Genomic DNA, 12453 nt, shown 5'->3' with positions numbered 1-12453 from the left:
CAGGCTATAAGTCTATAACCTTTAAAAAGATTTTTATTTTTAACCCTCCAACCGGGGACGGAAGACTCAGCCAGCTCCCCCCTCACCACACCGGACATAGTCGGTTCCGGCCGCGTCCTCCTAACCTCAGTTAAATCCTCATCTAATCACCAAGCAGATTAATAATACGATAAGGATTACGGTAATTCCATGTAGAAATCTTGATGCCGCTTCGCCGGCTTGCCGCATGGACAATCTGGCCGTTTCCGATATACATCGCGACATGATTGATCGTTCCCTTACTGTTTGTATAGAAGATTAAATCGCCCGGACGCATTTCAGAGGACTTAATCTGTTTGCCCTGTTTTGCCTGATCCCTTGATACACGGTTCAGTGTTATCCCGGCCACCTTGCTGTATACATATTTCGTAAAGCCGGAGCAGTCGGCTCCTGTATGAGGGTCATTGCCGCCCCATACATATTTTCCTCCCACAAACTGAAGGGCATAGTTGACAATTTTATTTCTGAGAGAAACATTTGCATCCAGCGGCGAGAATTTAATCGCCTCAGGAAGGGCATACCGGACATCCACAAAATCGGTTGATACATAGGCCGACGTGCTGTCCAGCTCAATCTCTACCCAGCCGTCGGTCTGGCTCAGAACCGCATATCTCTCATTATTGGAAATCTGAGTCCATATCTGAGATTCGGTCGAAGGTTCGGTTCTTACATTCAAACGGTCCGTTGAAACAATGGCCATCAGCTCCGCCACATTGAGCGCCTCATTCTTTGCCGAAGCACCGGTCAGAATGTACTCCGCCTTAACATAGCCGGTTACCGGGCCGGAATGTATCTTGTACCACTGCCCGTCTTCCGTCGTCTCAAGAATGTCACCGGCAGACTTACTTGTCATCTTACCGATAATTTTCCCATCCTCACTGGGCTCTTCTCTGACATTCAGGTAATTGTCAACGCTGGAAATACCGATATTCTTATAAAGATTTAAAACCATCGACTTCATATCCAGTTTCCTGGCTTCATTCAGCGCATATTTCTGTTCCACAAATTCGGAGGCTATATATCCGCTGGGGATTTTCAGCCATCCGTCACCGGTGTCTTCTTCAATCACATACCGTTCATTTTTAAGGGCCTGTCCCACAGCATCCGATTCCGTGGTCGGCTCCTTTCTGATATTCAGGGCATCCACTGTTATAATGGCCCGCAGGGCAACCAGTTCCTCCGCCTTGGCCTTTGCTTCTTCGCCGGTCAGGACGAATTCTGAACTGATGTAACCGGTCAGCCCGCCGGAGCTTATCTGATACCAGCCTTCCGTGGAATCGTCAAGAATCTCGCAGGCGCTGTCACCCTGCAGCTTCCCGATAACGTCGGCATCGGTGCTGGCACTCTCACGCATATTCAGATACCCGGTTACCTGGACAATTCCCAGATTCGAATAGGAATCCACTACCGCTTTTTTTTTCTGCCGCTTCCGTGGCTTTTGATTCCTCTTCGGGATTCACCGCAGTCTCATTTACCGATTCGGCAGACTCACCCGGTTTTCCTCCTGTCTCTCTGTTTCCCAGCTTAAGGCCGGCAAACACGACGGCGCCGATTATCACTACAGCTCCGGCAGCTATCAGAGCGTACTTTTTATAATCTCCCCGGTTTCTCTTTCTTCTGGCCCGGTTCAGGGAAGCCAGATAATCGTCTTTTTTTAGTTTGAACATGCAGCAATCTCTCCAATGTATTTTTATTGACTGGCAGTAAAAGAGTAACAGTTCAAATAGTATGAACTGTTACGCAAAAGACACTTCGTAATATAAGTGTCTTTCATCATTGATGGCGGTGACCTGAACGCAGAGCGTGCAGGTTATCGTTTTTTCTTACATAAATTATTTCTTATCAGAACGCGTACATTATATTTTATCATAAATATAAAGAATTGCCAATAAAGTTGACTCCCTGTAAATGTAAATTTTCTTTTACAAATATTAACAAATTGTGAATTTTTGTCCATATATTCCACATCGGGCGTCTTATTCCGTCTATTGTAAGAGAGAAGCCCGCAGAAATCCGGGGATTAATATCCTCTGATTTCTGCGGGCAGCAAAGGCTATTTCGCCAGCATCATCCTGTCATTTGCAAACTCTTCACCGCTGGCCGTCTCAAATTTCTCCAGCAGGTCTTCCACCTGCAGCTTCTTTTTATCCTCCCCCGACACATCATAAATAATCCGTCCTTCATGCATCATAATCAGACGGTTGCCGATCTGGATGGCATCTTTCATGTTATGTGTGACCATGAGAGCGGTAAGTTCCTGCTCGTTGACAATCTTTTCCGTCAGCTCAAGCACCTTTCTGGCCGTCTTCGGATCCAGAGCCGCCGTATGTTCATCCAGAAGAAGAAGCTTTGGCTTTTGAAGGGTTGCCATTAATAGTGTAAGCGCCTGCCTCTGTCCTCCGGACAGCAGTCCGACCTTACTCGTCATGCGCGTCTGAAGGCCCAGATCCAGTTGTGCAAGCGCAGTCCTGTAATAATCCTTCTCATTATTCCGGATTCCCCAGCCAAGTCCCCTGATTTTCCCTCTCCTGAGAGCCATAGCCAGGTTTTCCTGAATTTCCATATTGGCCGCCGTCCCCCTCATCGGATCCTGGAAAACCCTTCCGATGTATTTCGCACGTCTGTGTTCCGGTTCCCTTGAAATATTAATTCCGTCTATCACAATCTTACCGCTGTCAATCGGGTATACTCCTGCGATCATGTTCAGCATTGTAGATTTACCGGCGCCGTTTCCTCCGATAATTGTAACAAAATCACCGGATTCCAGATGAAGGTTAATGCCGTTCAATGCCTTTTTTTCATTAATTGTTCCCTTATTAAAAGTTTTTCTTACATTGGTAATTGTTAACATTCCTCGTCGCCTCCCTCCGTATATTCTTTTCTCAGCCTGTATTTTGACAGTACAACGGGGAAGCTGAGGGCCAGCGCCACAATAATAGCCGAGAGAAGCTTCATGTCATTGGCATCCAGACCCATTCTGAGTACGAGTGCGCGGATCACAAAGTAGGTTACGGAACCGACTACGACTGATGTCAGCTTCCAGTAGAACGAGGTAAGCCGTCCCATCAGGACCTCGCCGATTACGATGGATGCCAGACCGATTACGATAGCGCCTGTTCCCAGGTTGATATCACCATATTTCTGGCTCTGACAGACAAGTGCGCCGGAAAGTCCCACAAGACCGTTGCTCAGTGTCAGTGCCAGCAGTTTTGTCATCTTTGTGTTAACTCCCAGGGCACGGACCATATCTTCGTTATTGCCGGTCGCACGCATCGCGCTTCCGATCTCTGTTCCAAAAAACCAGTAAAGGAAGGCAATAATAATAATAGCGGCGATAATACCGATTATCATGGATGCCTGTGACTGGGTCAGCCCTGTCATTTTTACAAATTTGCTGATTAAGGTCTCCACCTTGAGAAGGGGAATGTTGCTCTTCCCGCCCATCAGTCTCAGATTGATGGACCACAGGGAAATCTGGGTCAGAATTCCCGCCAGAATAGCCGGAATTTCAAAAACAGTGTGCAGAATGCCTGTCACGGCTCCGGCTGCCAGACCTGCCATGGCTGACACCAGCAGTGCGACAACAGGATCCACCTGTTTATTCACAACCAGCACAGCGCAGACGCAAGCGCCCAGCGCAAAACTTCCGTCTACGGTCAAATCAGCAATGTCCATCAGACGGTACGTAATATAAACACCTAAAACCATGATCCCCCAAAGTACGCCCTGTGCCACGGCACCCTGAAGAGAAGCTAACAAACCATTCATCTACTGTTTCCTCCGATATATCTTTTCTAAATTCCTTTTTCCGGCTCAGATACCGTATACTCGTAACCGTTCAGCCTAAATGTATTCCGCGGGGTGTTTTCGCTGTTTTTTCGGCGTTTTTTGCCGTTTCTGCGCATCATTTGTTGCAGTTTGGCCGAAGACAGAACTGTAACGTATATTCCGCTTTCAGGGGACCGCTTATTGATTATGATAAGCCGTCCCCTGAAAAAGTCAAGTCTGATAATTACTTAATGTTTGATACGTCGATACCGAGTTCGGCAGCCGTCTCCTCATTTATCTTCAGAGCGCATTTGGAAGCATCCAGGTAGCCGATTGGCATTTCCTTAATATCTGCTCCTTTTGTAAGGATATCCACAGCCTGTTCGCCTGCCATATATCCTAACTGGTAATAGTCAATACCGTATGTAGCAAGTCCGCCGGCGTCTACCATACCCTCTTCACCGCAGATAACCGGAATCTTGTTTTCATTGGCAACCATAGCCACTGTCGTCATGCCGGCTGCAATCATGTTATCCGTCGGCGCATAGATGCAGTCTACGTTTCCGACCATGGATTCCACTACAGTCTGAATCTCGTTGGAGGATGAAACCGTATAATCCTTATAAGCAATTCCTGCCGTTTCAAGAGCTTCCTTTGCCATATCAATCTGAAGTACGGAGTTGGACTCTGCCGAACAATAGAGAAGGCCTACGCTCTTAACATCAGGCATAATCTTCTGCATTAAATCAATCTGCTCTTTAACCGGTGTCAGGTCGGATGTGCCCGATACATTACAGTTTGGCTTTTCATTGCTCTCCACAAGACCGGAAGCCGCCGGATCCGTAACCGCGCTGCAGAGAATCGGGATTGTCTCGGTAACACCTGCCACGGCCTGTGCCGCCGGTGTTGCAATTGCAAAAATCAGGTCATTTCCGTTATTTACAAGTGTCTCGGCAATCGTCTGGCATGCCGACTGGTCGCCGGAAGCATTCTGCTGATCAATCTCACAGTCTAATCCGGCATCCTTGAGGGCTGCCACAAAGCCTTCATTCGTCTTGTCAAGAGCGGCATGCTGTGTCAGCTGGATAATACCGATTTTATAAGTTTTTCCTGCATCTGCCGGTGCTTCTGTGCCAGCCGGCGCCTCTGCTGACGCTGATTCACTCTGTCCGCCGGTCGGCTGCGGTTCTGTCTTCGTTTGGCAGGCTGTCATGGATGCTGCCATAAGTCCTGCCATAACAAGGGCCATAATTTTTTTAGTTTTTTTCATAATCTCTCCTCCTGATTGTTTCAAATTCATATCCAGACTGGAATTAAAACATATCATACTACACTTTTTGCCCGGAGTCAATTTCATTTGTTTAAATTCCTAAAAAATCAACGTATTAAAGTGCAAAAGACTAAAAAATACCTTCGAAGCAGGTTAAAATACCCGTTTCGAAGGTACAAGAACGAATCCCGCGGGCGCGTTCCTCCGCGGAGCGGTTTTTATTTAACAGGAGAACTTTCCTGTTAAATAAATTACTGTTACGGCTGCACCGCAACCGGCAGACGGACGGTAAACGTACTTCCTTTTCCGATTTCAGATTCCACCCGAACCGTTCCGTGGTAATAGTTTACGACATGCTTGACAATAGCCAGTCCCAATCCCGTACCGCCCTGTTTTCGGCTGCGTCCTTTATCCACCCGGTAGAAACGTTCAAAGATGCGGTTCAGGCTTTCCTGCGGTATCCCCACACCGCTGTCCCTTACAGCCAGGACAAAGTCTGTGTTTTCCCTGCGCGCCTCTACCCATATTTCCCCGTCCGTATTGTTGTATTTTACCGCATTGCCGATCAGGTTCATGCACAGCTCATTCATCTGTCTCAAATCGGCCCTGATGGCAAAGGACTCAAACTGCTTATGAATCACAACGCCACGTTCCGCCGCCTGGGTAGCCAGGGAGGAAACCGTCTCCTCCAGCAGATCCGCCACCTGGATTGTAACGATTTCCGTTTTGGCTCCCCTTGATTCCAGCCTGGAGATCATCAGAATGTCATCCACAAGGCTTGTCATTCTCATGGCTTCCTTCTTAATTCTCTTCAGGAAATCATGGGTTGTCTCCTCATTCAGAGCCATACCGCTTTCCAGCAGCTCCACATATCCCCGGATGGATGTAATCGGAGTTTTCAATTCATGGGAGGCATTGCTGAAAAATTCCTGGCGTATCTGCTTCTCCTGTTCCAGACGTTCCAGATATTCTTTGACATTGCGGGACATTTTTGTCGTCGTATCGGCGATTACATTGATTTCCTGGTAAGGACACCGGTCAAAATGCAGATCCGCATAATCCCCGTCCACTTTCATCATCTCCCTCGAGATATCCTGTAGGGGTCTGGTGATGGATTGTGAAAATCGCTCCGCTTCCATGGAGGAGGCAAAAAATGCAATGGCGAAGCTCAGCAGCACGGCCGGCAGCAGCATGATCAGATATTCCTGCATTCCCGAATATGGGGATGCCAGCCGGAATATGTATTCGCCGTTCGACGACATTCTGGCCACATAGAGCATCTGGATTCCAAGGGTCTCCGACTTCCGGATAGAGTGTCCGCTTCCATACTGGAGAGCTTCCTTTACCTCCTCACGCTCCATATGGTTCTCCATGGCTGCCGCATTGCTTACCTCTGTATCCACCTCGACCGTGCCGTCTTTTTTAACAATCGTAAAACGGCTCTGGTTCATATCGGCTACTTTTTTCAGCATCCCTGCCTGTTCCTGCAAATCGTCGGAATAATCAAAGAGGCTGTCCGCCGTCTCCAAAGCAAACATCATATTGGAGCGTGTTTTTTTGAGCAGCATACTGCTTGTGACCACATAAAAGATAAACGTATTCAGGGCAAGAGCCAGAAACAGCAGCTGAATAAATTTTTTTAATATGGCTTTCCGCATAAATCTGTCCCTCCCCGTATCTTTATTAACTGTGGAGCCCGGTAATTTACTGTGATTTTATGGCTACTATTCACAGCCGTAAAACGGTATTTTTACCGTTTCTGTGCATCGCGGAGCGTGCAGGTTATCGTTCCTTTTCTTTCAGGAAACGGTATCCCACTCCGCGGACTGTCTTTATCTGCTGTCCCGCATCCTTAAGCTTCTGCCTGAGTGTCTTGATATGCATATCGAGTGTCCTGGTCTCGCCGTCATAATCATAGCCCCAGATATTGTCCAGAAGTTCATCCCTTGTCACCACCCGGTTCATATGCTCCATCAGATAGCTTAAAAGCTCAAATTCCTTCAGGGTGAGTTCAACCTTTTCACCGCAGGAGACCACTTCCCTTGTCTCCTTGTCGATTTTTACATCACCGGCCGCCAGACAGGTGCTTTCCTCCCTGACCGTGCCGGATCGCTTCAGCAGATTTCTGACCCGGGCCGAAAGTTCCAGAATCCCGAACGGCTTTGTCATATAATCGTCCGCCCCGTTATCAAGTCCCATTACGATATCGGTTTCCCGATCCTTTGCAGTCAACATCAGAACCGGCGTGCCTTTGAGCGGCTCCAATTCCCTGACCTTTCCGATTGCAGTCATCCCATCCATGCCGGGAAGCATCCAGTCAAAGATAAACATGGACGGAAGCTCCCTGTAGGCTTCTTTTCCGCGTTTCATGATACTGCCGAGGCGCTCCAGCGCTTCCTCCGCCGTCTCAAAGCCCTCCGAGCGGTGTCCGAAATTTTCCAGAGCCACACAGATCAGGTTCCTGATATTCTCATCATCTTCTATCACATAAATTAAATGTTTCATTGCATCTCTTCCTTTACATATCCTGCGACGTTCTTTGCGTGGTCGGCGATTCGTTCATAATTGGCTATGGCATCGAGGAAAATAACCCCGCTTTCGACAGTGCATTCACTGTTGGAAAGCCGGTCCATATGGCTTTCCCTGAGTTCTTCTTCAAGGTTATCCACTGTTTCCTCCCACCTGGCGGTTTGCCTGATTTTCATCATTTCTTTTTCCGCTCTTGCATCGATGGAACATTCTACCGCCTGAATAGCCGCATCCGAGATTTCTTTTAACTCCTTTAACCCCGAATCTGTAAAGGAACAGTGGGTATCCATCCGCTTCCTTGCCAGTTCGGCCAGGTTTTCCGAGTGATCCCCGATTCGTTCCAGGTTGCCAATCGTGTAATACATATTCTTGACCAGTAAATGCTGCTCGTCATTCAAGGAAAGGTTATTAATTTTAAGCAGATATTCCGTAAGAATTTTCTCCATGCGGTCAATGGTTTCTTCATTTTCAAAGACTTCTCTGCAGAACGCTTCATTCTCTTCCAGAAGAGCTGCCGTTGCAATTTTTACGTTTGCAAGTGAGATTTTAGCCATGTTGATGATTTCGTGGCCGGCGTTCTCGATGGCAAATGACGGTGTCTCCAGAATTCTGTCGTCCAGATGGCGCACCATATCTGCTTCCACCGTGGATACCGGTTTTTCTGTTCCTTTTCTCACCAGGATATCGGACGCTTTCACAAGCAGTCCGGCAAACGGGAACAGAAGTACCGTATTAGTTATATTGAAAATTGTATGGAATACGGATATTCCAACACTGTCCGCCGTGGATGAAGCAAAGGCCGGATTGGCAATAAATATAAAGAACATGGCAAAGCCGAAAATCACCGTGCCGAATACGTTGAAAAGAAGATGAATCACCGCTGCTCTCTTTGCGGTACGGGAGGTTCCGATACAGGATAAAAGAGCCGTCACACAGGTTCCGATATTCTGGCCGAGGGTGATAAAGATAGCCGACTGCCAGTTTACCATTCCGTTGATGGCAAGAGTCTGAAGAATTCCCACCGATGCCGAGCTGCTCTGAATCACAGCCGTAACTACAAGTCCTGTTAAAATGCCGAGAATCGGATTCTGCCCAAGAACACGGAACGCTTCTGAGAAAATCGGCGCATCCCGGTATGGCTTAATCGCGCCTGACATAAAGGAAAGCCCGATGAAAAGCAGGGCAAAACCGATCAGAATTTCAGCGCCTTCCTTTTTCTTATGGCTCTTTGCAAACAGTGTGATAAAGGCGCCTGCCCCGAACAGAACGGGGGCAAAGAATTCCGGCTTCAGCACTTCGCCCCATTCGCTCATCGATACGATCCAGCTTGTCACCGTCGTACCGATATTGGCTCCCATGATGATGCCGGTTGCCTGCAGCAGATTAATAATTCCGGCATTGACAAAGCCGACTACCATGACGGTAGTTGCGGAACTGCTCTGAATAATAGCCGTGACGCCCGCTCCCACCAGAACGCCGAGGACCCGGTTGGTTGTCAGGATTCCAAGCAGCTTCTGGAGCCGGTTGCCCGCAAATTTCTGAAGGCCGTCGGCCATTGCCCCCATACCGTAAAGGAACATTCCCAGTCCCCCGATAAACTGAAAAATCATTCCCAAATCTGTGATTGACATACTGTTATTTCTCCCATCCTATCTTCTTTTATCTTTTTAGTATGTCATCACTATATCAAATCTATGTAAAGTCATCACCATGGGAATGTAAAATGAATGTAAAATTTTTACTTTCTCTTTAATTTTCCCTCAAAGACCGGAACATATTTTACGTTTCATTTTACTTTTTCCATACATCGCCGTAAAAACGCAGGACATTACGGTAGAAAATTTTTTCCACCTCGGTCTGTGTAAAGCCGTTCCGGTAAAGCGCTTCCTCCAGCAGATGGACAGCTGACGGGGAATCTATCTCGAGTGTGCCCGAAATACCGTCGAAATCCGAACCCAGTCCAATGCATTCGATCCCGCCCACATTTCTGATATGTTTAATATGGCGCACCATAGCGCTGATGCAACTCGTGCCGCCGTCTTCCCTGTCATCCAGAAATACGGGGCAGTAATTAATTCCCATCACCCCTCCGCGCTCCGCCATGGTACGGATCATCTCATCCGTCAGGTTCCTGGTATGCCCTGCTATTGCCCTGGCATTCGAATGGCTGGCCGCAAACGGCTTCTTCATAATCTCAGCCACGTCCCAGAATCCGGCATCCCCGAGATGCGACACATCCACCGCCATTCCGATTTCCTCCATCAGCTCAACAAATTCGATTCCCTTTTTCTTAAGTCCATGCTCCGACTCCGGCATCGATATTCCCGTGTTCATATCCACCTTATTTGGATAGGCCAGATCATTTTCATAATTCCAGGTCAAAGTCATCATTCTGACGCCTTCGCGGTAAAAATCCCGAAGCACGTCCGTACTGCCGTTGCAGATTCCGCCCTCTTCGATCGTAAGCACGCCTGACATTCTTCCGTCGCGGTCATTCCGGAGAATCTCCTCAACTGTGACGGCCTGGCGTATCATATCGTCATTTTCCGCCAGTTCCTCCTTGAACAGTCTGCAGGCGCCTCTCGCAAAACCGTAGGGATCCGGATCTTTTTTCAGTATAGTAAAAAGGGCGAAATTCTGCGCAAGGCAGCCGCCCTTTTTCAGCCTGGCCAGATCCACATGGCCGTTATTCTCCCTTAACTTTTTCACTTCTCCGCCCATTCTGTCAAGATAAATAGACGAGATTGTATCACAGTGCATGTCAATAAATTTCATGGCACGTTTCCTCCTGATTTTAGCTTCTTATAGGCTGATTTTAGCACGGTCCGGAGACAATATCAATAAAGATTTCGCTGAAGCCGCAAGGGCGGGTCCGCTTTCGTTACTGTTCACAGCCGGTCGCAGAACTGTTTTTGGCAGGGCTGTGAACAGTATCCCGCTGCCTGAGACATTATTCACTGCGCAGCGCATCGATAGGATTCAGCCGTGCGGCGCGGCTTGCCGGCATATAGCCAAACAGAAGTCCGATTCCTACGGAGACGCTGAAGGAAAGCAGGATGGAGCCGGCCGTTGGAACGGCGGTCATTCCCATCAGGGTTCCGATGGCTCCGGTCAGAACACAGCCCAGGATGATTCCAATAACACCTCCGATCGAGCTTGTGACGGCAGCCTCTATGACAAATTGCTGCATGATCGTTCTTTTTTTCGCCCCCAGAGATTTTCTGATTCCAATCTCCCGTGTACGCTCCGTTACGGATACAAGCATAATATTCATAACGCCGACTCCGGCCACCAGAAGGGAGATTCCGGCTATCCCTCCAAGTACCATGGACATCATTGCTATCATGGAATTCAGGGAATCCAGAAGTTCGCTCATGGCCGTAACCGTATAGAGATCTTCGTTTTTAAATATAGGGAACAGAAACGCATCAAAAAGCGCTTTTACCGTTTCCGTATTGCCGGTATCCTTCGTGGTAAATATGTAATTGTTAATTGTTCCGTTCCTTGAAAGCTTCATCGCCGCCGTATAGGGGATGTAAATAAAATCGTCGCTGCCTCCCTCATCCACGTTATCGCTTTCGCTGGTCTGGCGCTCCACACAGCCTACAATCTCGTAGGCCTGGCCATTGACCTTGAGCGTCTGTCCAAGCGCTTTGGATGCTCCCCCGTAAAGCTCATTCGCCAGATAATAACCGATTACGCAGACCTTCTGTCTGGACAGGATATCTGAATACTGGATAAAACGGCCTGCCTGCAGCTCCTGGCTCTTCAAATCCAGATATTCCTCGCTGACGCCTGTGATGGAGGTGCTGGTCAGGGATTCATTGCCTGATTTCACCGTTCCGTTTACGCTTACGCTGGGCGACATCTGTCCGAAGTATTGTTCGTTATCCTCATAAAATTCATACATCTGATCTGCCGATACCGATCTGGTGCTCAGATTTACCAGGTTTACCGTTATCTGATTGGTTCCCATACCGGAAAAGCTCTCAGTCATATATGACATCTGGCCGTTGACCAGCCCTACCAGGATGATGACGGCGGCAACACCTATGATGATTCCCAGCATGGTCAGGAAGGAGCGCATCTTATTGCTCCATATACTTTTTAAAGCTAATCTAAATGACTGCCGCATACTCTTCCACATCCCCGTCAAAATTGATTTTACCGTCATGTATCCGGACAACACGCCTCGCTTCCATCGCTATGGAACTGTCATGGGTAATCATGACTATCGTATTGCCTTCCCGGTTCAGTTCTTTCATAAAATCCAGGACATCCCGGCTTGTTCTCGAATCCAGCGCTCCGGTCGGTTCATCGGCCAGAATCAGGGACGGGCTGCCTGCCAGAGCCCGGGCAATGGAAACTCTCTGCTGCTGTCCGCCGGAAAGCTGTTTCGGCCTGCTGGCCCATTTATCAGCCAGGCCTACTTTCTCGAGGGATCTTAAAGCCCGTTCCTTCCGTTCAGGATTCGGAACACCCGCATAGAGAAGGGGAAGTTCTACATTTTCAAGCAGATTATCCCTGGGCAGAAGGTTATACTGCTGAAAAATAAAACCGATCATCTTATTTCTGATTTCTGCCAGCTGATTGTCGCTCATATGGCTGACATCCTCTCCCCCCAGATAATATTCGCCCTCTGTCGGTACATCAAGGGCACCGATGATATTCATAAGCGTTGATTTACCGCTGCCGGATTTACCTACAATGGCAACAAATTCACCCTTTTCAATGCTCAGGCTGATGCCGTCGTTGGCGCGCACCTCCTCCGAACCCATCTGATATATCTTATAAATGTCTTTCAGTTCAATCAAAGGCCTGTTTTCATCCATACTTCCACCTCTCTG

The 12453-nt window shown here is 48.1% G+C and carries 11 protein-coding genes; all 11 read right to left on the bottom strand.

What is annotated here, in order from left to right; genetic code table 11:
* Positions 1 to 142: 142 nt before the first annotated feature.
* Entirely contained in the window at positions 143 to 1444 is a 1302-nt protein-coding gene (locus CLOSYM_RS13130) for an SH3 domain-containing protein (RefSeq protein ID WP_330362906.1), read from the bottom strand.
* Entirely contained in the window at positions 1386 to 1706 is a 321-nt protein-coding gene (locus tag CLOSYM_RS24350; protein ID WP_021642467.1) for a hypothetical protein, read from the bottom strand. The genes CLOSYM_RS13130 and CLOSYM_RS24350 overlap by 59 nt, the downstream gene beginning before the upstream one ends.
* Before the next feature lie 386 nt (positions 1707 to 2092).
* Positions 2093 to 2890 carry an ABC transporter ATP-binding protein gene (locus CLOSYM_RS13125; protein WP_003499660.1) on the bottom strand — a complete coding sequence of 266 codons (798 nt, stop codon included), beginning with the start codon at positions 2888 to 2890 and terminating at the stop codon, positions 2093 to 2095.
* A complete protein-coding gene (locus CLOSYM_RS13120) occupies positions 2884 to 3807 on the bottom strand; it encodes an ABC transporter permease (RefSeq protein ID WP_003499662.1) in 924 nt (307 codons plus the stop codon). The genes CLOSYM_RS13125 and CLOSYM_RS13120 overlap by 7 nt, the downstream gene beginning before the upstream one ends.
* 244 nt (positions 3808 to 4051) lie before the next feature.
* Positions 4052 to 5077, bottom strand: coding sequence for an ABC transporter substrate-binding protein (locus tag CLOSYM_RS13115; protein WP_181900361.1), 1026 nt, complete (start codon positions 5075 to 5077; stop codon positions 4052 to 4054).
* A gap of 257 nt (positions 5078 to 5334) precedes the next feature.
* Positions 5335 to 6735 carry a sensor histidine kinase gene (locus CLOSYM_RS13110; protein ID WP_003499667.1) on the bottom strand — a complete coding sequence of 467 codons (1401 nt, stop codon included), beginning with the start codon at positions 6733 to 6735 and terminating at the stop codon, positions 5335 to 5337.
* Positions 6736 to 6859: 124 nt separating this feature from the next.
* Positions 6860 to 7582: a response regulator transcription factor gene (locus CLOSYM_RS13105; protein WP_003499669.1), complete on the bottom strand. Its 723-nt coding sequence runs from the start codon at positions 7580 to 7582 to the stop codon at positions 6860 to 6862.
* On the bottom strand, positions 7579 to 9237 hold the full coding sequence (locus CLOSYM_RS13100; protein WP_003499671.1) for a Na/Pi cotransporter family protein: 1659 nt from the start codon (positions 9235 to 9237) through the stop codon (positions 7579 to 7581). Before CLOSYM_RS13100 ends, CLOSYM_RS13105 begins: the two co-directional genes overlap by 4 nt.
* A gap of 160 nt (positions 9238 to 9397) precedes the next feature.
* A complete protein-coding gene (locus tag CLOSYM_RS13095) occupies positions 9398 to 10381 on the bottom strand; it encodes a dipeptidase (protein WP_021642464.1) in 984 nt (327 codons plus the stop codon).
* Positions 10382 to 10556: 175 nt separating this feature from the next.
* Positions 10557 to 11741 carry an ABC transporter permease gene (locus CLOSYM_RS13090; RefSeq protein ID WP_021642463.1) on the bottom strand — a complete coding sequence of 395 codons (1185 nt, stop codon included), beginning with the start codon at positions 11739 to 11741 and terminating at the stop codon, positions 10557 to 10559.
* Positions 11725 to 12438, bottom strand: coding sequence for an ABC transporter ATP-binding protein (locus tag CLOSYM_RS13085; RefSeq protein WP_009299197.1), 714 nt, complete (start codon positions 12436 to 12438; stop codon positions 11725 to 11727). Before CLOSYM_RS13085 ends, CLOSYM_RS13090 begins: the two co-directional genes overlap by 17 nt.
* Positions 12439 to 12453 lie beyond the last annotated feature (15 nt).

This window comes from [Clostridium] symbiosum ATCC 14940 (genome assembly GCF_000466485.1).
GTDB lineage: Bacteria > Bacillota > Clostridia > Lachnospirales > Lachnospiraceae > Otoolea > Otoolea symbiosa.
This window is presented reverse-complemented; position numbering and strand designations above follow the sequence as displayed.

Coding starts and splice junctions, on each gene's coding strand:
- CLOSYM_RS13085 (WP_009299197.1), bottom strand. CDS start 12,438: ATGGATGAAAACAGGCCTTTGATTGAACTGAAAGACATTTATAAGATA.
- CLOSYM_RS24350 (WP_021642467.1), bottom strand. CDS start 1,706: ATGTTCAAACTAAAAAAAGACGATTATCTGGCTTCCCTGAACCGGGCC.
- CLOSYM_RS13125 (WP_003499660.1), bottom strand. CDS start 2,890: ATGTTAACAATTACCAATGTAAGAAAAACTTTTAATAAGGGAACAATT.
- CLOSYM_RS13095 (WP_021642464.1), bottom strand. CDS start 10,381: ATGAAATTTATTGACATGCACTGTGATACAATCTCGTCTATTTATCTT.
- CLOSYM_RS13110 (WP_003499667.1), bottom strand. CDS start 6,735: ATGCGGAAAGCCATATTAAAAAAATTTATTCAGCTGCTGTTTCTGGCT.
- CLOSYM_RS13115 (WP_181900361.1), bottom strand. CDS start 5,077: ATGAAAAAAACTAAAAAAATTATGGCCCTTGTTATGGCAGGACTTATG.
- CLOSYM_RS13120 (WP_003499662.1), bottom strand. CDS start 3,807: ATGAATGGTTTGTTAGCTTCTCTTCAGGGTGCCGTGGCACAGGGCGTA.
- CLOSYM_RS13105 (WP_003499669.1), bottom strand. CDS start 7,582: ATGAAACATTTAATTTATGTGATAGAAGATGATGAGAATATCAGGAAC.
- CLOSYM_RS13100 (WP_003499671.1), bottom strand. CDS start 9,237: ATGTCAATCACAGATTTGGGAATGATTTTTCAGTTTATCGGGGGACTG.
- CLOSYM_RS13090 (WP_021642463.1), bottom strand. CDS start 11,741: ATGCGGCAGTCATTTAGATTAGCTTTAAAAAGTATATGGAGCAATAAG.